The sequence below is a fragment of the Roseburia sp. TF10-5 genome, assembly GCF_003462365.1.
In the GTDB taxonomy this organism is placed as follows: domain Bacteria; phylum Bacillota; class Clostridia; order Lachnospirales; family Lachnospiraceae; genus Roseburia; species Roseburia faecis.
The window spans coordinates 58,879-79,869 of the sequence record NZ_QTYW01000007.1 but is presented as its reverse complement, the minus strand read 5'-3'; the positions used below and the strand labels follow the sequence as shown (position 1 = coordinate 79,869).

Sequence of the window (20,991 nt, the reverse complement as noted above, 5' to 3'; positions counted from 1 at the left end):
GAAACATGAGATTGTATATGCCAACGAAGGTATTTTTTGGCAGCGGTTGTGTTTCGGAAAACGGTGCAGAGTTAAAAGCATTAGGAAGCAGAGCCATGATTGTGACGGGAAAACATTCCAGCCGCATCAATGGTTCGCTTGCAGCAGTTGAACAGGCATTGCAGGCAAACGGGCAGACCTATGTGATTTTTGATGAGATCGAAGAGAATCCTTCTGTGGAGACCGTGGCTGTGGCAGCGGGCATTGCAGTAAAAGAACAGGTGGATTTCTTTGTGGCTGTGGGAGGCGGTTCTCCGATGGATGCGTCCAAGGCGATTTCGCTTCTGGCAGCGAATCCATCGGCAATCGATCATGCAGAGGAACGTCTTTATCATCCGGAGCCGATGCAGGGCTATCCGGTTGCAGCAGTCCCGACCACATCCGGTACGGGATCGGAAGTGACGCCTTATGCGATTCTGACACGGCACGACTTACATACCAAGCAGTCAATCGCACACAAATGGTTTGCAGATCTGGCATTTGTGGATGCCGGATATTTAAAGACTTCTTCTTATGAGAATATGGTCAGCACCTGTGTGGATGCGCTGGCACATCTGATTGAGTCATATCTGAATACAAATGCAAATGCATATAACCGGATATATTCAGCGGAAGGTCTTCGGATCTGGGGCAGTGCAAAGGAATACCTGCTTTCTTCCGAGATTAAGATTCCGGATGAAGGATACGAAACATTCATGCATGCATCGGTTGTGGCAGGTATGGCGATTGCACATACCGGTACCAGTATTCCGCACGGATTAAGTTATCCGGTCACATATGAGCTTGGCATTCCGCATGGAAAGGCAGTCGGATTTTTCCTGCCGGGATTTTTACGTTTTTACAATAATCAGAAGCGGGTGGCAGAGGTGCTTGAGCTGCTTGGGTTTGAGAACCGGGCTGAATTTATCGCCTATCTGGACAAGCTGCTGGGCAAACCACAGATCCCGGAGGAACTGTGGGAGGAGGATGTGCAGAAACTGTTGCAGAATCCTGCCAAGTTAAAGAACTATCCGTTTGAGATGACGGAAGAAATTCTGAAAAAATATCTAAACAAATGAGAACCAGTTTGAGGAGAAAACTTATATGATACAAAAGTTGATTGAAAAGTTAAATAAGAAGAGATTAAAAGAACGAATTTCTTCTGCAATTGTGATGGTGGCCTTGATTGTTAGCATTTCCGGTGTTGTGGGAGCCGTTTCCGGAATTATTGTCAGCAACCGCTATAATTATGCATTGAAAAATTACGGTTTTTCACAGGGGGATATCGGCAAGATGATGATTACGTTTTCCGATACGAGAAGTTATCTGCGTGCTACGATCGGATATCAGGATGAAAACCTTGTGAACAGCTGCGCAGAAAATTATGAGAAGAAGAAGGAATCCTGTCAGCAGTATACCAAAGAGGTAAAAAATACGGTTTCATCTGCGGATGAGGAGAAAATTTATAATAGTATCACAGAAAAACTGAACGATTATTTTGACACCTGTGATGCAGTACTGGAAAAAGGAAAGAACACACAGGACATTGATGCGCGTCATGAGGCTCAGCAGATGGCATATGACCAGGTGGCACCGATCTATGAGGAGATTTATCAGAATATGGTGAAGCTGATGGATGCAAATACCGAGCATGGAGATAAGTTAGAGAAAATTCTTACAATGGTAGAATTGATCACACTTATTGCAATTATTGCGGTTATTGCACTTGCAATTTTTGCAGCCCGCCGGATCGGCAGAGTGCTTGCACAGAATATTGTTGATCCTTTGGATCAGTTGGGTGCTCGTTTTGATACATTTGCAAAGGGGGATCTCTCCAGTGAATTCCCGGAGATGACATCAGAGGATGAAATTTCTGAGATGGTAATTGTTGCGCGCGAGATGGCAAAGAATCTGGCCGCCGTTATTCAGGATGTCAACCACCGTATGGATCTGATGGCTCACAACGATTATACCGGTGTATCCAAAATCCCGGAGAAATATATGGGTGAGTTTGCGGCAATGAATGATGCAATCCATGTCATGAACACCGATATGAATGAGACGATGCACCGGATTGAGGAGGCTGCTTCCCAGGTATCTGCAGGTTCTACCAATCTGGCAGAGGGATCACAGACACTGGCAGAGGGATCTACAGATCAGGCAGGTGCAGTGGAAGAACTTCTGGCATCCTTTGCCAATATCACAGAAGGGGTTGAGCACACACATGAGAGTGCACAGGCTTCTTACGAATTATCTGTAAAATATGCACAGGAAGCAGATAAGACACAGAAGGAAATGAATGCAGTTACCGAAGCAATGAAGAGAATCAGCGATATGTCCAAGCAGATTGAGACAATCATCGGACAGATCGAGGAGATCGCGGAGCAGACGAACCTGCTTGCACTGAACGCATCCATTGAGGCTGCACGTGCAGGAGAAGCCGGCAAGGGCTTTGCCGTAGTTGCATCCCAGATCGGAAAACTTGCGGATGAGAGTGCACAGTCTGCAGTCAATACCCGTGAGCTGATTATGAACTCTATTCAGGAAATCGAAAACGGCAATCAGGCAGTTGATGTGACTTCCCAGACGATTATTTCTCTTGTAGAGGGAATCAATGAAGTGGCAAAGAAATCCCAGGAACTGGCACAGCTTTCCGAGACACAGGCAGAGCAGATCAAGCAGGCAGAGTCCGGTGTAAACCAGATTTCCGAGGTTGTACAGAGCAACGCGGCAATCGCAGAGGAATCTTCCGCAACCAGTCAGGAGCTTTCTGCAGAGTCTGATTCTCTGAATGATCTGGTGCAGCAGTTCAAGTTAAAATAGTTATATAAAATAAAGGCATAAGAGAGGAATAATCTGGAAAATGGATACATCGATTTTTATCGGAACATGGTGGTCACTGGTGCCGCCTCTTCTGGCAATCATACTGGCACTTGTTACCAAGGAAGTATACAGTTCCCTGTTTATCGGAGTGGCGGTCGGAGCACTGTTATATACCGGATTTCATCCGTGGAATGCATTCAATGCCCTGTTTTCGATTATGAAAGACAGCATGAATCTGAATATTCTGATTTTTGATGTGCTGCTTGGAATGATTATTGTACTGATGTCTAAATCAGGAGGTTCAGCTGCTTATGGAAGATGGGCCGGCAGCAAGATCAAGTCCAAGAAGAGCGCAATGCTGGCAACCACAGGACTTGGAATACTGATTTTTGTGGATGATTATTTCAATTGCCTGACCGTCGGATCTGTGATGCGTCCGGTAACTGACCGCTACAAAGTATCCCGCGCAAAACTGGCATATATCATTGATGCGACCGCTGCGCCGGTCTGCATCATTGCGCCGATTTCCAGCTGGGCGGCAGCCGTCAATTCGTATGTTCCGAAAGATGCCGGGATTACGGGATTTCAGCTGTTTCTGCGAACAATTCCGTACAATCTCTATGCGATTCTGACGCTTGTCATGGTATTTTTTGTGATTATTGCAGGTTTTGATTTCGGACTCATGAAAAAACATGAGGAGAATGCTGCAAAAGGAGATCTGTTTACCAGCGGCGGGGAAGAGTTTGAAAAGGTTAAGAAAGAAGATATTTCTTCCAACGGAAAAGTGATTGATCTGCTTCTTCCGGTGATTGTTCTGATTGGTTCTGCAATTGGTGCCATGATCTATACCGGATTTCTGGGCGGTGCGACCGATGTGGTCAGTGCATTTGCAGGATGTGATGCGGAGACCAGCCTGATTTTTGCAACCATGGTCACGGTCTTTGTCATGCTGTTTTTGTATCTTCCGCGAAAGGTGGTTACGTTTAAAGGATTCATGGAGAGTTTTGTGGAAGGCTTTAAGCTGATGATCCCAGCGATCGGAATACTGATATTTGCCTGGACCTTAAAGGGAATGGGAGATGCTCTGCAGATTGGTACATTTGTGGAATCCATCGTTGGAACGAGTGCTTCTGCAAGTCTGTTCCTTCCGGCTGTTTTGTTTGTTGTTGCAGTGTTCCTTGCGTTTTCTACCGGAACAAGCTGGGGAACATTTGCGATTCTTGTTCCGATTGCAATCGCCATGTTTCCGGGGGCAGATCATCTGGAAATGATGATCATTGCGGTTTCCGCAGTGCTGGCAGGTGCCGTCTGCGGGGATCATATTTCACCGATTTCGGATACAACGGTTATGTCTTCGGCCGGCGCGCAGAGTAACCATATCAACCATGTGACAACGCAGATGCAGTATGCAGCGGTTGTTGCTGTGGTATGTATCATTGGCTATATCATTGCAGGACTGGTACAGATCTGGTGGGTAGCATTGGGCATCAGCCTTGTGCTTCTGCTTGCTGTTCTTACCTTTATAAAAAAGAGGTCGGGGAGCAACCGCGAAAAGACAGCAGGTATATAAGAATTAGGACAGAAGCCCAAAAACAAAGAAAGGAGCAGGCGAGGAAACCTGCTCCTTCTTAGTTACTTAAAGGAAATTGAGTAACTGAGTAGTTAATTAGATAATTGTTTAATAAAATTGAACTACATACTCATTTGCGTACGTGCATGCTATATTTAAATAACACCATTCAATACTTACATTATACCGTGTTATTCGGATTTTGCAATACCTATTTTGAAATTTTTGGAATTAATCCTTTATTTTCGCTATTCCGGAAGCGGAAGGAAGTCCGGCTTCCTGCCGGTAAAGACCGTAAAGTACCGGAAGCCTGCATGCCGCAGAATCTGAGGAAGACGGTCAAACGCATATGCAACGTGCTCCGGCGCATGGGCATCGGCTCCGAGTGTCAGAATCTCTCCCCCGAGTTCGTGATAGCGTAAAAGAACAGCTTCGGTCGGGTTTGGATGTCCCAGCCCGTATTTGAATCCTGCCGTGTTGACTTCGATCCCTTTTCCCATGGAAATGAGTTTACGCAGAATCTCATCAATGATATCGGCATAGGCCTCATATGTATAGAAACGGTTGCGGTCCGGACCGTAGCGGACAACATAATCGAGATGACCGTATACATCGAAGTCGGAATAGGTGTTCAGGTTTTCCAGAATGGATTCGAAGTACTCGCGGTAAGCAGTTTTTTCGGAGCGTCCTTCATAGTATTTCGGGTAATAGGGATCGATTCCGTGAACAACGTGGGAGGAACCGATGACAAAATCAAACGGATGTCCGGTCACTGCTTTGCGGTTGATTTTCGTGATGTGGGGCTGCAGACCGACTTCGATTCCAAGACGAATGGAAAGACGGTCACGGCAGGTGTCCTGAAAACTGCGGACTTCTTTTATATAGGAATCAAAATCCAGAAGAAACAGATTGGGATCATCCGGGTAATCATAATCAAAATGATCGGTAAAACAGATGCCATCCAGGTTCTGCCGTACAGCGGCCTGGATCATGTCAGGCATCAATGCGTCACTGTCTCCGCTGTGATGCGTGTGCATATGTGTATCCCAAAGCATAAGAGCCTCCTTTTTTCTGTGTGGTTGATTTTGGAAAAAGTCTTTTCGTAAGATTATACTATATTTCAGGGGAAATAGATACCTTTAGTGAAAAAATTAACAAAGACGGAGAAAAGACTTGAACTTTCGGAAATAATTGGGTAAAATAAAGGAAGCTTGGGACGCAAGTCCCATGAGACTATTTATTTACAATTCTAGGAGGAATTAAGAATGGCAGTAAGAGTAGCAATCAACGGATTCGGCCGTATCGGTCGTCTTGCTTTCAGACAGATGTTCGGAGCAGAAGGATACGAAGTAGTAGCAATCAACGACTTAACAAGCCCAAAGATGTTAGCACACTTATTAAAGTATGATAGCTCACAGGGTAAGTACGAGCATGCAGATGAAGTTTCTGCAAGCGATGATTCTATCACAGTATGTGGTAAGGAAATCAAGATCTACGCTTTCCCAGATGCAAACAATTGCCCATGGGGTGAGTTAAAGGTTGACGTTGTATTAGAGTGCTCTGGATTCTATACAAGCAAGGAGAAGGCTCAGGCTCATATCAATGCCGGAGCTCGTAAGGTAGTTATCTCTGCACCAGCAGGAAACGACCTTCCTACAATCGTTTACAATACAAACCACGAGACATTAAAGGCAACTGACACAATCATTTCTGCAGCTTCTTGTACAACAAACTGCTTAGCTCCAATGGCAGATGCTCTTAACAAGTTTGCTCCAATCCAGTCTGGTATCATGGTAACAATCCATGCTTACACTGGTGATCAGATGACTCTTGATGGACCACAGCGTAAGGGTGATTTAAGAAGATCCCGTGCAGCTGCAGTTAATATCGTTCCAAACAGCACAGGTGCTGCAAAGGCTATCGGTCTTGTAATCCCAGAGCTGAACGGAAAGTTAATCGGATCTGCACAGCGTGTACCAACCCCTACAGGATCTACTACAATTCTTACAGCAGTTGTTAAGAAGGCTGGCGTTACTAAGGAAGACATCAACGCAGCTATGAAGGCAGCAGCTAATGAGTCCTTCGGATACAATGAGGACGAGATCGTATCTTCTGATATCGTTGGTATGAGATTCGGTTCTTTATTCGATGCTACTCAGACAATGGTTAACCCAATCGGTGATGATCTGTATGAGGTTCAGGTTGTTTCTTGGTATGATAACGAGAACAGCTACACATCTCAGATGGTTCGTACAATCAAGTACTTCTCTGAGTTAGCATAATCTATCTTAGTTTATGTGAAAGGGTCCGGCCTGTAGGGCCGGACCTTTTTTCATTATGACAAATAAGAAGAAAAGGAAAGGGTTCCGCTGTTTTATGCAGCTGCGGAGTATGAAACAACCGGCTGGAAAGTCATTTCCTTTTCTTCGGGTTTAAAATTGCCAAAAAGGCAGAACGGAGAATAAAAACATGGCATTAAATAAGAAAACAGTTGATGATATCAACGCAAAGGGCAAGAGAGTCCTTGTAAGATGTGACTTCAATGTACCACTGAAAGCTGGCGAGATCACAGATGATACCCGTATCAAAGCTGCTCTTCCTACAATTAAGAAGTTATTAAACGATGGTGGAAAGGTAATCCTTTGCTCCCATCTTGGAAAAGTAAAGAACGGACCAAACGAAGGAGAGTCCCTTGCACCGGTTGCCAAGAGACTTGAGGAGCTTCTCGGACAGAAAGTAAACTTCGTATCTGATTACAACGTAACAGGCGAGGCAGCTACAAAGGCTGTTGAGGAAATGAAAGAGGGAGAAGTTGTATTACTTCAGAATACCCGTTTTCGTGGCGCTGAGGAGACAAAGAACGGTGAGCAGTTCTCTAAGGAACTTGCCGATCTTGCAGACATCTATGTATGTGATGCATTCGGTTCCTCCCACAGAGCACACGCTTCTGTAGCCGGTGTTACAAAGTTCATCACTGCAAAGGGTGGACAGAATGTTGTTGGTTACCTGATGGAGAAGGAGATCGCCTTCTTAGGAAATGCTGTTGAGAATCCGGTACGTCCATTCGTAGCAATCCTCGGTGGTGCTAAGGTAGCAGACAAACTCAACGTTATCAACAACCTGCTTGAGAAGTGTGATACCCTTATCATCGGTGGTGGTATGGCTTACACATTCATCAAGGCTCAGGGATATGAGATCGGACTTTCTCTCTGCGATGATGAGAAGCTTGATTACTGTAAGGAAATGATGGCTAAGGCTGAGAAGATGGGCAAGAAGATCCTTCTTCCTGTAGATGCTGTTACCATCAAGGATTTCCCAGATCCAATCGACGGACCTGTAGAGACAGAAGTATGTGATATCACAGCTATGCCGGCAGACCGTGAGGGATGCGATATCGGACCTAAGTCCGCAGAGATGTTTGCAGATGCTGTTAAGACAGCTAAGACTGTTGTATGGAACGGACCGATGGGGGTATTCGAGAACCCGACACTTGCAGCTGGTACACTTGCAGTAGCTAAGGCTCTTGCAGAGACCGATGCAACAACAATCATCGGTGGTGGAGATTCCGCTGCAGCTGTTAACCAGATGGGTTATGCTGATAAGATGAGCCATATTTCTACCGGTGGTGGAGCTTCCCTTGAATTCTTAGAGGGTAAGGAACTGCCAGGCGTAGTAGCAGCAGACGATAAATAAAAGACAGTTGAATTATTTACAGATTAGGAGAAATAAAAATCATGGCAAGAAAGAAAATCGTAGCCGGCAACTGGAAAATGAACATGACTCCAAGCCAGGCTGTAAAGTTAGTAGAAGAGTTAAAGCCATTAGTAGTATCTGACAGCGTAGATGTTGTTTACTGTGTACCTGCAATCGATATCGTACCGGTTGTAGAGGCTGTGAAAGGAACCAACGTACAGGTTGGAGCCGAGAACATGTACTTCGAAGAGAAGGGTGCATACACAGGTGAGATCTCCGCAGAGATGCTGGTAGACGCTGGTGTTAAGTACGTGGTAATCGGACATTCCGAGAGACGTGACTACTTCAAAGAGGATGATGTTCTCTTAAATAAGAAGGTTAAGAAGGCAATCGAGGCAGGACTTACTCCAATCCTTTGCTGTGGAGAGACTTTAGAGCAGAGAGAGATGGGTGTAACACTTGATTGGATCAGACTTCAGATCAAATCTGATCTTGCAGGCGTTGCAGCAGCAGACGTTGCAAACATGGTAATCGCTTATGAGCCAATCTGGGCAATCGGAACAGGCAAGACTGCTACATCCGATCAGGCACAGGAAGTCTGTGGCGCAATCCGTGCATGTGTAGCTGAAATCTATGATCAGGCTACTGCTGATTCTGTTCGTATCCAGTACGGCGGATCTGTAAATGCAGGAAATGCAGCAGAGCTGTTCGCAAAGCCGGACATCGATGGTGGTCTGGTTGGCGGAGCATCCCTGAAAGCTGATTTCGGTAAGATTGTAAACTACTAGAATCTGATATTGTATGGTTATAGGGCTATTCATCTGAATTTCAGGTGAATAGCCTTTGAAATTTTACACATGAAGAAAAAATGTCTGGAATGTGTCGTTCTCTTGTTGTTTATTTTTGCTTTGACACATGGCATCATCCAAAATACACAGCCGCTGAAAGAGACTAAGGAAGTACAAACTGAATATGAGGAAAAAACCTCCCAGGTCACGGAGAAATCACAGGAAACCGAGCCGGAAGTACAGGATCTGGAAAACCAGATTTTAAGGACTGCCTCCGGAAAGTTTTTTCAGAAATATCCGGTGGATGAAGCCTTTATGGGATGGATTGAAACGAAGTATGGGAGCGGTGTGCTGCAGAGTCTGTATACACAGCTGGAAAACGGAAATCAGGACCCGGATCTGTGGTATCGGTTTACCGGAAACAGTATGCATGTTCTGTGGCTTATGTATTGCAGGCAGCAACAGTATATGTCGTATTCGTATGAGGATGTGATCTGGAAAGAAGCATCCGATCCGGCATGCATCCGTCTGGATTTTGTCGGGGATATCTGTCTGGATGAGAATTGGTGTACGGGGAAGACGGCAAAGAATCACATGGCGGATTATTTTTCCGATGAAGTAAAAAAGGAACTGATTTCGGCAGATTTTACGATGGCAAACAATGAGTTTGCTTATACAACACGGGGACAGCGGCAGGTTGGCAAAGCATACTGTTTTCGGGCAGATCCCAAAGATGCCGGATTCCTGCGCACACTGGGAATAGATATGGTCTCTGTGGCAAATAATCATGTGTTTGATTATGGTGAGCAGGGATTTTTAGATACGCTGGATGCATTGCATGCTGCGGGAATTCCGTACAGTGGTGGTGGCAGAAATCTGACAGAGGCAAGCGCTGTGCGTTATGTGGTCACAGGTGGACGAAAGATTGCGATTGTATCTGCAACGGAAATCGAAAGGTTTTATCATTTTACACAGAAAGCCCAGAAGGAGAAACCGGGAGTATTAAAGACCCAGCAGGAAGAGGTATGGAAGAAAGAACTGAAGCGTGCGAAGAAGAACAGTGATTATGTGATCGCGTATGTTCACTGGGGAACAGAAGGAAAGATCCATTATGGGCAGGATCAGACAGAGATTGCAGACCTTTGTGTAAAAGCTGGTGCAGACGCCGTGATTGGTGGACATCCGCACCGTCTGCAGGGCGTTGAGTTTATAAAAAATGTGCCGGTGGCATACAGCGTGGGAAATTTCTGGTTTTCTACCGGAAAACTTTACACAACGATTGCACAGATTCAGATTGATGATTCCGGCAGTCTGAAATTGCGGATGATTCCGTGCATACAGGATTCGCTTACGACTTCGATTCTGACAGAAAAAAAACAGATCAAAGCATTTTATCATTATCTGGCAGATATCTCCAATCATGTGGGAATTGATGAGGACGGATTCTTTTATCCGTATAAAAATGTCGAAAAACCGGGAGTTTCTCCTTATGCCTATACGTCCGGAAGGCGTTATGGACAGTATTTTGATGATGTGGATCTGGATTTAAAATCGATAGATATCGTGGGAAATTTGCAGTGAACACTTGCAATCCCGTTCAAATTATGTAATATAATAAGTGTTTGTGTAACAATAATGAAGTACAATAGTATAGGATTGTTACAATGGAAAGAGAGGATGAATTATGAGCAAAAAACCTGTTGTTTTAATGGTTCTTGACGGTTATGGTCTGAATGACCGTACAGAGGGAAATGCCATTGCGCTGGCAAATACCCCGGTAATGGATAAATTAATGAAGGAATGTCCTTTTGTAAAAGGACAGGCTTCCGGTCTGGCAGTAGGACTTCCGGACGGACAGATGGGTAACTCTGAGGTTGGACATATGAATATCGGTGCCGGCCGCATTATTTACCAGGATCTGACCAGAATTACCAAGGCAATCGAAGACGGTGACTTTTTCGAGAATAAGGCACTGCTTGCAGCCATGGATAATTGTAAGAAAAATGATTCGGACCTGCATCTGTGGGGACTTCTTTCCGATGGTGGTGTGCACAGTCATATTACACATCTTTACGGACTGCTTGAGATGGCAAAGAAGAAGGGACTGAGCAAGGTATATGTTCATGCATTCTTAGACGGACGTGATACACCTCCTGCATCCGGAAAAGAATTTATCGAAGAACTGGAAAAGAAGATGAAAGAGATCGGTGTTGGAAAGATCGCTTCTTTATCCGGACGTTATTATGCAATGGATCGTGATAATAACTGGGATCGTGTACAGAAAGCCTATGATTCCCTGACAAAGGGTGAGGGCGTACAGGCAGAAGATGCGGTTAAGGCAATGGAAGATTCCTATGCAAAGGATGTAACAGACGAGTTCGTACTTCCTACCGTAATTACAGAGAATGGAAAACCGGTCTCTGTTGTAAAAGAGAATGATTCCGTGATCTTCTTTAACTTCCGTCCGGACCGTGCCCGTGAAATGACACGTGCATTCTGTGATGACAAGTTTACCGGATTTGACCGTCCGTTCATTAAGACAACATTTGTCTGCTTTAAGGACTATGATGAGACGATCCCGAACAAGCTGATCGCATTTGAAAAAGAGCATATTGTAAATACATTCGGTGAGTACCTGGCAAAGTGCGGAAAGACACAGCTTCGTCTGGCCGAGACAGAGAAGTATGCACATGTTACATTCTTCTTTAATGGCGGCGTGGAAGAGCCAAACGTTGATGAGGCACGTCTGCTGGTAAATTCCCCGAAGGATGTTGCAACATATGATCTGAAGCCGGAAATGAGTGCTCCGGAGGTTGGTATGGATCTTGTTGAGGCTATTAAGTCAGACAAGTATGATGTGATCGTTATCAACTTTGCGAACCCGGATATGGTCGGACACACCGGTGTGATTCCGGCAGCCATCAAGGCAGTCGAGCGTGTGGACGGACTGGTAGGAGATGCAGTCCAGGCGGTGAAGGATATGGATGGTGTTCTGTTTATCTGTGCAGATCATGGAAATGCAGAGAAAATGATTGACTACGAAACAGGTGAGCCACATACTGCCCATACAACCAATCCGGTACCGTTTATTCTCGTAAATGCGGATCCGAAGTATACACTGCGTGAGGGCGGATGCCTGGCAGATATTGCCCCGACCCTGCTTCAGATTATGGGATTAGAGCAGCCGAAAGAGATGACCGGAAAGAGTTTGTTAATCGAAAAATAAAAGAATAAGGAGAGCGAAAATGAAGGAATTTAAACCATTCAAAGAAGGAAAAGTAAGAGAAGTCTATGATAACGGAGACAGCCTGATCATTGTAGCTACTGACCGTATTTCCGCATTTGACAACATTTTAAAGAACAGGATTACGGACAAGGGCGCAATTCTGACCCAGATGTCAAAGTTCTGGTTTGATTTTACAAAGGATGTTGTTCCGAATCATATGATTTCTGTTGATGTCAGGGATATGCCGGAATTTTTCCAACAGGAGCGTTTTGACGGAAACAGCATGATGTGCAAGAAGCTTGAGATGCTTCCAATCGAGTGTATCGTTCGTGGCTATATCACAGGAAGCGGCTGGGCAAGCTACAAAGAAAACGGCACGGTGTGCGGCATTAAGCTTCCAGAAGGACTGGTAGAGTCTGATAAGCTTCCGGAGCCGATTTATACACCGAGTACCAAGGCAGATCTGGGCGATCATGATGAGAATATTTCCTTCGAGCAGTCTGTAGATGTGTTGGAGAAAATTTATCCTGGAAAAGGACTTGATTACGCAACACAGATCAAGGATTGCACCATCGCTCTCTACAAGAAATGTGCAGAGTATGCACTTTCCAAAGGAATTATCATTGCAGATACCAAATTTGAGTTCGGTCTGGACGAGAACGGTAAAGTCGTTCTCGGTGATGAGATGCTTACACCGGACAGCTCCAGATTCTGGCCACTGGAAGGGTACAAGCCGGGACAGGGACAGCCTTCTTTCGACAAGCAGTATGTCAGAGACTGGCTCAAGGCAAATCCGGACAATGATTTCCTTCTTCCGGAAGAAGTTGTTACAAAGACCGTTGATAAGTACAAAGAAGCATATGAGCTTCTGACTGGTAAGCCTTTTACAAGATAGATATAGGAGATCACAATGATTCAGAATAACAGTTATGATGCGGATACACTTCATGAGGAGTGTGGCGTCTTCGGAATGTATGATTTTGACGGTGCAGATGTAGCATCGACAATATATTATGGACTGTTTGCCCTGCAGCACCGTGGCCAGGAGAGCTGCGGTATTGCAGTCAGCGATACCAGCGGTCCTAAGGGCAAGGTTCTTTCCTACAAGGGAATGGGACTTGTAAATGAAGTGTTCGCACCGGAAAATCTTGAGCAGATGAAGGGGGACATCGGAGTCGGACATGTACGTTACTCAACGGCCGGTTCTTCTACCCGCGAAAATGCCCAGCCACTCGTGTTAAATTATGTCAAAGGTACATTGGCACTTGCCCACAACGGCAATCTGATCAATGCACCACAGCTTCGCAAGGAGCTGGAATATACGGGAGCAATTTTCCAGACCACCATTGATTCTGAGGTGATTGCCTACTATATCGCAAGGGAGCGGTTGAATTCCCAGTCAGCAGAAGAAGCTGTGCGCCGTGCGTGCCAGCGTCTTAAGGGAGCTTACGCACTGGTTGTGGCAAGTCCGCGTAAATTGATCGGGGCACGTGACCCATACGGCTTTAAGCCGCTTTGTATCGGAAAGCGTGACAATTCTTATATTATCACATCGGAAACCTGTGCACTTGACACCATTGGTGCAACATTTGTGCGTGATGTGCTGCCGGGAGAAGTTGTGACCATTTCTCCGGAAAAAGGTATTGAGTCCGATATGACCATGGCACTTCCGAAAGAAAAGGAAGCACGCTGTATTTTTGAGTACATCTATTTTGCAAGACCGGACAGTCATATTGACGGGGTGAGTGTATATGCAAGCCGGATCAAGGCCGGAAAGTTTCTGGCACAGGATTCGCCGGTAGAGGCAGATCTGGTGACAGGTGTGCCGGAGTCCGGAAATGCTGCAGCACTTGGCTATTCTCTGGCATCCGGGATTCCGTATGGTACAGCCTTTGTCAAGAACGGCTATGTGGGACGTACGTTTATCAAGCCAAAGCAGAGCAGCAGGGAATCCAGCGTACAGGTGAAGCTGAATGTGCTGCGTGAGGCAGTGGCAGGGAAACGTGTCATTATGATCGATGATTCGATTGTAAGAGGTACGACATCGGATCGTATTGTGCGCATGTTAAGGGATGCAGGAGCAACCGAGGTGCATGTACGCATCAGTTCTCCACCATTTTTATGGCCTTGTTATTTCGGAACCGATATTCCGGCGCGTGAGCAGTTGATTGCCTACAACCGTACGATTGAAGAGATCCGCCAGATTATCGGAGCAGATTCCCTTGGTTATCTCGGAATCGACCGTCTGAAAGAAATGGCGGAAGGACTTCCGATCTGTACCGGCTGTTTTACGGGCAAATACCCGATGGAACCGCCGAAACAGGACATTCGCGGAGAGTATTATGACAAAGAGATTGATCTTGAGCGCAAGATGAGCCGATAAGTTGTTACCAATGTAATCAAATAAAAGGAGAAGAACATGAGCACAGACAGATATACAAGCCCTCTTTCCGAGCGTTATGCCAGCAAGGAAATGCAGTACATTTTTTCCCAGGATATGAAGTTTTCCACATGGAGAAAACTCTGGATCGCACTGGCTGAGACAGAGATGGAACTCGGACTTTCCGAGAATGGAAAGCCGGTCATCACACAGGATATGATTGATGAGATGAAAGAACATGTCAATGATATTAATTATGATGTAGCAGTCGCACGTGAAAAACTGGTGCGTCATGATGTCATGAGTCATGTGTATGCTTATGGACAGCAGTGCCCGAAGGCAGCCGGTATCATTCATCTGGGGGCTACTTCCTGCTATGTCGGAGATAATACAGACATCATCATTATGAATGAGGCATTAAAGCTCGTACATAAAAAACTGGTCAGCGTGATTGCGGAGCTGTCCAATTTTGCAGAAAAATATAAGGATCAGCCGACCCTTGCATTTACGCATTTTCAGCCGGCACAGCCGACAACAGTCGGAAAGCGTGCAACACTCTGGACACAGGAGTTTCTGATGGATCTGGAGGATCTGGAGTATGTACAGAGTACGTTAAAACTGCTCGGATCGAAAGGAACGACCGGTACACAGGCAAGTTTCTTAGAGCTTTTTGACGGGGATCAGGAGACGATCGATAAGATTGATCCGATGATCGCAGAGAAAATGGGATTTAAGTCCTGCTATCCGGTTTCTGGACAGACCTATTCCCGTAAAGTGGATACCCGTGTTTTAAATGTTTTAGCAGGGATTGCTGCCAGTGCGCATAAGATGTCTAACGATATCCGTCTTCTGCAGCATTTAAAAGAAGTAGAGGAGCCATTTGAAAAGAACCAGATCGGATCTTCTGCGATGGCATACAAGCGTAATCCGATGCGGAGTGAGCGTATTGCATCTCTTTCCCGCTATGTGATGGTAGATGCATTAAATCCGGCCATTACTTCTGCAACACAGTGGTTTGAACGTACACTTGATGATTCTGCCAACAAGCGTCTGTCGGTTCCGGAAGGATTCCTTGCAATCGATGGTATCCTGGATCTGTGCTTAAATGTTGTAGATGGCCTGGTGGTATATCCGAAGGTAATTTACAAGCACTTTATGGCAGAGATTCCATTCATGGCAACCGAAAATATTATGATGGATGCCGTAAAAGAGGGTGGAAACCGTCAGGAACTGCACGAGAAAATCCGTCAGCTGTCCATGCAGGCAGGAAAGACCGTCAAGGAAGAGGGTAAGGATAACAATCTGGTAGATCTGATTGCAGCAGATCCGGCTTTTGGTCTGACAAAAGAACAGATCGAGGCAAACTTAAAACCGGAGCTGTATGTGGGTCGTGCACCGCGTCAGGTGGAAGTATTCCTGCGTGATGTGGTTCGTCCAGTGCTGGATGCACACAAAGAGGAACTCGGCGTTACTGCAGAAATTAACGTATAAATGAACCTATAAACAGACCGGTCGGTTATGCTAAGAAAGACCTCCTATAACATGGGAGGTCTTTCTTTTTCTTTGGATTTGAATAAATTTCTTTCTTTTTCACACAATAATGAAAAAAGGAGGACAACAGGAATGGGTCTGATGATCAAAATTATTGAAATTCATGGAAGGGAAATTCTGGATTCAAGAGGAAATCCTACGGTTGAGGTGGAAGTGACCGCGCAGACAGAGACAACGGGAAAGAAGACTATGGGCAGGGAATCTGTGCCATCCGGAGCCAGTACCGGAAGATTTGAGGCGATTGAGCTGCGGGATGGACAGGAACGTTATTTTGGGCTTGGAGTACAGCGCGTTGTGGATCACATCAACACAAAGATCCGCAGGGAGCTGTTGGGAATGAATGTGCTGGAACAGGTACAGATTGACCGTAAACTTGTGGAACTGGATGGGACAGACAACAAAGGAAATCTGGGGGCCAATGCTTTACTTGGTGTTTCTTTAGCCTGTGCGCGCTGCGCAGCGGCAGCACTGGATATGCCGTTGTACCGTTATCTGGGAGGACCGAATGCAAAAAAATGGCCGATGCCGATGATGAATGTCATAAATGGCGGAGCTCACGCAAAGAATTACCTGGATTTTCAGGAATTTATGATTGTACCGGTCGGAGCCGAGTCGTTTCCGGATGCACTCCGGATGGGTGCGGAAATTTATCATTTTCTGAAAAAAATTTTGCAGAAAGAAGGCAAACTGACGGCAGTGGGGGATGAAGGCGGATTTGCACCGGATTTTTCCAGTGCGGGAGAAGTGTTTGCATGTCTGCAGCGTGCCGTGGAGGAAGCCGGATATAAGGTGGGCAGCGATGTTGCATTTGCCATGGATGCGGCAGCATCCGAGCTGTACAGTGAGGAAGACGGAATGTATCATTTTCCGGGAGAAGCGCAGACACCTGCAGAGGTGGATGTCAATCTGCGGCGTCCGGACACGCAGGGCGGTGCCTATACATCTGACGCACATGTGAAAACGCAGGAAACCACCGAAAAAAAAGAAGTCCTGCGCAGTGCACAGGAAATGATTTCGCTGTATGAAGAACTTACCACGGAATATCCGCTGATTTCTATTGAGGACGGTCTGGATGAAGACGATTGGGAAGGCTGGCAGGAATTGACAAAGCGCATGAAGGAACAGGTGATGCTGGTGGGAGATGATCTGTTTGTCACGAATGTGAAACGAATCCGGTGCGGAATGGATCTTAAGGTGGCAAATGCTGTGCTGATTAAGGTCAATCAGATCGGAACGCTTACGGAAGCCATGGATGCGATTGAACTGGCACAGAAGAACGGCTATAAGGCAATTATTTCACATCGTTCCGGAGAAACGGAAGATTCTTTTATTGCAGATCTCGCGGTGGCGGTAAATGCCGGCTGGATCAAGACAGGCGCTCCGTGCAGAGGAGAGCGCACTGCCAAGTATAACCAGCTTCTGCGGATCAGTGAAACATTATAAGAGATTCAGACGTTTGGACATGATCTCCGGATTGACCGCTTCCGAGATGGCGGTGTGTTTGTCGATCCGTCCGTCTTTATAAAGCTGTAAGATGCTGCTGTCCATGGCGATCATATTTTCTGCGGCAGAAGTGTAGATAATACCGTTGATCTGGCGCAATGCAGCACGAAGTGCCGTCAGATAGCTTGCGGTATCGGTATTGATCTCCCGCTGGGAAACAATGCTTTCCATTTCGCCGGTCCGGGAACCGATTACAATCCAGCTGGCGTACATCTGGGAAAAGATGCCGGACAGCAGCAGTGCTTTGTCGAATGATTCCCCGTGGCGGATATTCTCGTGACATTTGTCGATAAGTGCCTGCATATGCGGATTATTGACAAGTTCGCGTGCCGGGGTAAGACCGATATTACTGTCGAGTCCGCTGGAGAGAACCAGATACAGGCAGTTTGGAACGCGTCCGGAGGCAACCGTCATGGCAAGTTTCTGTCCGAGGAACAATACGCGCCCGAGATCGGTGTGATATAAAATCATACAGATGATAAGCAATACCAGAAAGGCAATGATAAATCCAAGCATATAATGATTGAGAATGGTACTGATGTGCAGAAGCGTCCGTGTGGTATGTGTAATGATATAATTATATACACTGCTGATGATGTCCAGATCGCTGGAAGCACCGTCTGCAAGTTCTTCGGCCTTGGCCACAGGGAGGGAATCGGCGGTGAAGTTCACGTACTTTGGGAACATCCACCAGTGAACAGACAGACACACAGTAATATAATCGGAATAAATCTGTACATTTGACAGGATTTCATGGTATACTCCTAATGATACAGTAAGTTCTATATTATCTGTGTTATATTATAAAGTGGAAATGAAAAGGAAAATTGTGAAATATAAAAAAATGTTGAAAAGACTTTTCTTTTATGATATAATTAGTTAGTCGTGAGTTTAGAATTAGGAGGTGGAAATCGTGACCGTTTTAAATACGATTTTAACTATTGTATTTATTATACTGAGTATTGTAATTACAGTGATTATCTTAATGCAGGAGGGTAAATCTGCAGGTCTTGGCGCGATCGCCGGAGCAGCAGATACTTACTGGGGCAAAAATAAGGGACGTTCCATGGAAGGAATGCTTGTAAAGCTTACAAGAATTTTTGTGATTCTGTTCCTTGTCATTGCAATGGTTCTGAATTTGGGAATCTGGTAGAAACCGGAAGCTGTCGATTACATCGGCAGCTTTTTTCATTATATAAGGAGAAGATCTGGGTATGGACGCAAAGTATGAACAGCGGAAAAAAATGATATATGACTTTATGTGCGATGATATGTATGTTCCGATGAAAATCAAGGAACTGGCGATCGTCCTCGGTGTGAAAAAAGATCAGCGCCCACAGTTGGAACAGATTCTGAATGATTTGATGATGGAGGGGCGCATCGTCTGCTCCAAGAGAGGAAAGTTCAGCAAATCGGAAGAGAAAAAGATCACAGGCACGTTTCAGGCACATCCGAAAGGATTTGGATTTGTCAGTGTGGAGGGGGAAAAGGAAGATATCTTTATTCCGGAATCCGAAACTAACGGTGCAATGCATATGGATACGGTAGAGATCTCCGTATCACCGGCAGTGACCGGACGCCGCAGGGAGGGAAAGGTGCTGCATGTGCTTGAGAGGGGCATGAAGCAGGTGGTGTGCACGTATCAGCTGAATAAAAATTTTGGCTTTGCAGTGCCGGATAATCCAAAGTTTGGTTCGGATATTTTTATTCCGCTGGAGCGTTCGAAAGGAGCTGTAAACGGTCATAAAGTCGTTGTTGAAATCACACAGTACGGGAAAAAGGGAAAGAATCCGGAAGGAAAAGTGGTGGAGATTCTCGGGCATATCAATGATCCGGGGGTGGATATCCTTTCTATTGTGCGCGCTTACGGGCTTCCGGTGGAATTTGATCCGAAGGTCATGACGCAGGTAGAGCATGTGGCAAAGCCGGTATCGGAAGCGGATATGGCAGGACGCATGGATCTGCGCGACTGGCAGATGGTGACCATCGATGGCGAAGATGCCAAGGATCTGGATGATGCGGTGTCACTTACCATGGATCATGAAAATTATATTCTGGGTGTGCATATTGCGGATGTGTCCAATTATGTGCAGGAGCACAGTGCTCTTGACACGGAAGCGTTGAAGAGAGGAACTTCTGTATATCTGGTGGACCGGGTGATTCCGATGCTGCCGCATGCCCTGTCAAACGGAATCTGTTCCCTCAACCAGGGGGAAGAGAGGCTGGCACTCAGCTGCATCATGACGGTCAATCCTAAGGGCGAAATTATCGATCACACAATCACAGAGTCCGTTATCTGCGTGGACCGGCGTATGACGTATACCAATGTGAAAAAAATTCTGGCAGACCATGATCCGGAGGTGATGGCGGAATATGAGCCACTGGTTCCGATGTTTGAAAAGATGGCAGAACTGGCAGCAATTCTTCGCAAAAAGCGTATGAAGCGTGGTTCCATCGACTTTGATTTTCCGGAAACAAAGGTAATACTGGATAAGAATGGAAATCCGGTAGATATCCGTCCGTATGACCGCAATGTGGCAACGAAACTGATCGAGGATTTTATGCTTGCTGCAAACGAGACGGTGGCAGCCGAATATTACTGGAGAGAACTTCCGTTTGTCTATCGTACGCATGAGCAGCCAGATTCGGAAAAAATACAGAAACTATCCACGTTTATTAATAATTTCGGGTACTCTCTCCACATAGGAAGTGATGAGGTGCATCCGAAAGAACTGCAGAAGCTGCTGGAAAAAATCGACGGAACTTCGGAGGAACCGCTGATCAGCCGTCTGACCCTTCGCTCGATGAAGCAGGCACGCTATACGGTGGAAAATACCGGGCATTTTGGTCTGGCAGCGGATTGTTACTGCCATTTTACTTCACCGATCCGCCGGTATCCGGATCTGCAGATCCACCGGATTATCAAGGACAGTCTGCGGGGGCGTCTGGGCGAAAAGCGCATTGGCCACTATACGCAGATACTGCCGGAGGTTGCAAAGCATGCCAGTGAGATGGAACGGCGTGCAGATGAGGCCGAGCGGGAGACAATTAAGCTGAAAAAAGTGCAGTATATGGAAAACCATATCGGAGAAACCTTTGCCGGTGTTATTTCCGGAGTCGCAGAGTACGGATTTTTCGTGGAGCTGGAAAATACTGTGGAGGGTCTGGTACGTGTGACTTCCCTCACCGATGATTTTTATCAGTATTATGAAGAAACTTATGAACTGGTGGGAGAAGCAACGAACCGTAGGTTTAAACTGGGGCAGCAGGTGCGTGTGACGGTGGATAACTGTGACCGGATCATGCGGACGATTGATTTTACACTTGCAGATTCTGACGAAAATTGATGGAATTCTTAAAATTTTCAAAATAAAAGCAGCAGTTTATTGCATTTTGCAGGAAAATCATATACACTGAGTTTACAGAACAAAAAGGAGGG

At 45.8% G+C, this 20,991-nt stretch carries 16 protein-coding genes; 14 read left to right on the top strand and 2 right to left on the bottom strand.

What is annotated here, in order from left to right; genetic code table 11:
• Positions 1–5 precede the first annotated feature (5 nt).
• The 3 genes from DXD06_RS08840 to DXD06_RS08830 are packed head-to-tail and all read left to right on the top strand — an operon-like array spanning position 6 to position 4,411.
• The gene (locus DXD06_RS08840; RefSeq protein ID WP_055263650.1) at positions 6–1,097 is read left to right on the top strand and encodes an iron-containing alcohol dehydrogenase family protein; all 1,092 of its coding nucleotides are present in this window, start codon (positions 6–8) and stop codon (positions 1,095–1,097) included.
• Positions 1,098–1,122: 25 nt separating this feature from the next.
• Entirely contained in the window at positions 1,123–2,841 is a 1,719-nt protein-coding gene (locus DXD06_RS08835; protein ID WP_117831384.1) for a HAMP domain-containing methyl-accepting chemotaxis protein, read from the top strand.
• Between the two features lie 40 nt (positions 2,842–2,881).
• Complete coding sequence (locus tag DXD06_RS08830) at positions 2,882–4,411, top strand: Na+/H+ antiporter NhaC family protein (protein ID WP_117831383.1); 1,530 nt, start codon at positions 2,882–2,884, stop codon at positions 4,409–4,411.
• Between the two features lie 248 nt (positions 4,412–4,659).
• Here DXD06_RS08830 and DXD06_RS08825 read toward each other — a convergent pair whose 3' ends face one another.
• Positions 4,660–5,466: a histidinol-phosphatase HisJ family protein gene (locus tag DXD06_RS08825; protein WP_117831382.1), complete on the bottom strand. Its 807-nt coding sequence runs from the start codon at positions 5,464–5,466 to the stop codon at positions 4,660–4,662.
• A 210-nt stretch (positions 5,467–5,676) separates the two neighbouring features.
• On the opposite strand from DXD06_RS08825, the gene gap reads away from it, so the two are divergent.
• The 9 genes from gap (at position 5,677) to eno (ending at position 17,492) form a co-directional block, all read left to right on the top strand.
• Positions 5,677–6,693 (top strand): type I glyceraldehyde-3-phosphate dehydrogenase, encoded by a 1,017-nt coding sequence (gap, locus tag DXD06_RS08820; protein WP_055068609.1) that lies wholly within the window; start codon positions 5,677–5,679, stop codon positions 6,691–6,693.
• Between the two features lie 187 nt (positions 6,694–6,880).
• Positions 6,881–8,104 carry a phosphoglycerate kinase gene (locus tag DXD06_RS08815; RefSeq protein ID WP_022045958.1) on the top strand — a complete coding sequence of 408 codons (1,224 nt, stop codon included), beginning with the start codon at positions 6,881–6,883 and terminating at the stop codon, positions 8,102–8,104.
• 41 nt (positions 8,105–8,145) lie between these two features.
• Complete coding sequence (gene tpiA / locus DXD06_RS08810) at positions 8,146–8,892, top strand: triose-phosphate isomerase (RefSeq protein WP_022045959.1); 747 nt, start codon at positions 8,146–8,148, stop codon at positions 8,890–8,892.
• Positions 8,893–8,961: 69 nt separating this feature from the next.
• Positions 8,962–10,473 carry a CapA family protein gene (locus DXD06_RS08805; protein WP_117831381.1) on the top strand — a complete coding sequence of 504 codons (1,512 nt, stop codon included), beginning with the start codon at positions 8,962–8,964 and terminating at the stop codon, positions 10,471–10,473.
• Positions 10,474–10,576: 103 nt separating this feature from the next.
• Complete coding sequence (gene gpmI, locus DXD06_RS08800; protein WP_117831380.1) at positions 10,577–12,118, top strand: 2,3-bisphosphoglycerate-independent phosphoglycerate mutase; 1,542 nt, start codon at positions 10,577–10,579, stop codon at positions 12,116–12,118.
• Between the two features lie 4 nt (positions 12,119–12,122).
• Positions 12,123–13,013, top strand: a complete 891-nt coding sequence (locus DXD06_RS08795; RefSeq protein WP_261291840.1) for a phosphoribosylaminoimidazolesuccinocarboxamide synthase — start codon at positions 12,123–12,125, stop codon at positions 13,011–13,013.
• Positions 13,014–13,028: 15 nt separating this feature from the next.
• On the top strand, positions 13,029–14,501 hold the full coding sequence (gene purF, locus DXD06_RS08790; protein ID WP_117831379.1) for an amidophosphoribosyltransferase: 1,473 nt from the start codon (positions 13,029–13,031) through the stop codon (positions 14,499–14,501).
• Between the two features lie 36 nt (positions 14,502–14,537).
• Positions 14,538–15,989: an adenylosuccinate lyase gene (gene purB / locus DXD06_RS08785; protein ID WP_022045964.1), complete on the top strand. Its 1,452-nt coding sequence runs from the start codon at positions 14,538–14,540 to the stop codon at positions 15,987–15,989.
• A 132-nt stretch (positions 15,990–16,121) separates the two neighbouring features.
• Positions 16,122–17,492: a phosphopyruvate hydratase gene (gene eno / locus DXD06_RS08780; RefSeq protein WP_117831378.1), complete on the top strand. Its 1,371-nt coding sequence runs from the start codon at positions 16,122–16,124 to the stop codon at positions 17,490–17,492.
• Here the strand turns inward: eno and DXD06_RS08775 are convergent.
• On the bottom strand, positions 17,487–18,239 hold the full coding sequence (locus DXD06_RS08775) for a type II secretion system F family protein (RefSeq protein WP_117831377.1): 753 nt from the start codon (positions 18,237–18,239) through the stop codon (positions 17,487–17,489). The two genes, eno and DXD06_RS08775, sit on opposite strands and share 6 nt — an antisense overlap.
• Before the next feature lie 226 nt (positions 18,240–18,465).
• Between DXD06_RS08775 and secG the strand changes: the two genes are divergently transcribed.
• Positions 18,466–18,705 carry a preprotein translocase subunit SecG gene (gene secG / locus DXD06_RS08770; RefSeq protein ID WP_022045968.1) on the top strand — a complete coding sequence of 80 codons (240 nt, stop codon included), beginning with the start codon at positions 18,466–18,468 and terminating at the stop codon, positions 18,703–18,705.
• Positions 18,706–18,766: 61 nt separating this feature from the next.
• Complete coding sequence (gene rnr / locus DXD06_RS08765) at positions 18,767–20,899, top strand: ribonuclease R (RefSeq protein ID WP_117831376.1); 2,133 nt, start codon at positions 18,767–18,769, stop codon at positions 20,897–20,899.
• The last annotated feature ends 92 nt before the right edge of the window (positions 20,900–20,991 follow it).

Excerpts from the sequence above, each read along its gene's own strand:
- DXD06_RS08805 (WP_117831381.1), top strand. The coding sequence starts at position 8,962 with ATGAAGAAAAAATGTCTGGAATGTGTCGTTCTCTTGTTGTTTATTTTT.
- DXD06_RS08825 (WP_117831382.1), bottom strand. The coding sequence starts at position 5,466 with ATGCTTTGGGATACACATATGCACACGCATCACAGCGGAGACAGTGAC.
- purF (WP_117831379.1), top strand. The coding sequence starts at position 13,029 with ATGATTCAGAATAACAGTTATGATGCGGATACACTTCATGAGGAGTGT.
- DXD06_RS08830 (WP_117831383.1), top strand. The coding sequence starts at position 2,882 with ATGGATACATCGATTTTTATCGGAACATGGTGGTCACTGGTGCCGCCT.
- DXD06_RS08775 (WP_117831377.1), bottom strand. The coding sequence starts at position 18,239 with ATGTTCCCAAAGTACGTGAACTTCACCGCCGATTCCCTCCCTGTGGCC.
- DXD06_RS08815 (WP_022045958.1), top strand. The coding sequence starts at position 6,881 with ATGGCATTAAATAAGAAAACAGTTGATGATATCAACGCAAAGGGCAAG.
- DXD06_RS08835 (WP_117831384.1), top strand. The coding sequence starts at position 1,123 with ATGATACAAAAGTTGATTGAAAAGTTAAATAAGAAGAGATTAAAAGAA.
- rnr (WP_117831376.1), top strand. The coding sequence starts at position 18,767 with ATGGACGCAAAGTATGAACAGCGGAAAAAAATGATATATGACTTTATG.
- purB (WP_022045964.1), top strand. The coding sequence starts at position 14,538 with ATGAGCACAGACAGATATACAAGCCCTCTTTCCGAGCGTTATGCCAGC.
- eno (WP_117831378.1), top strand. The coding sequence starts at position 16,122 with ATGGGTCTGATGATCAAAATTATTGAAATTCATGGAAGGGAAATTCTG.
- gap (WP_055068609.1), top strand. The coding sequence starts at position 5,677 with ATGGCAGTAAGAGTAGCAATCAACGGATTCGGCCGTATCGGTCGTCTT.
- gpmI (WP_117831380.1), top strand. The coding sequence starts at position 10,577 with ATGAGCAAAAAACCTGTTGTTTTAATGGTTCTTGACGGTTATGGTCTG.
- DXD06_RS08840 (WP_055263650.1), top strand. The coding sequence starts at position 6 with ATGAGATTGTATATGCCAACGAAGGTATTTTTTGGCAGCGGTTGTGTT.
- tpiA (WP_022045959.1), top strand. The coding sequence starts at position 8,146 with ATGGCAAGAAAGAAAATCGTAGCCGGCAACTGGAAAATGAACATGACT.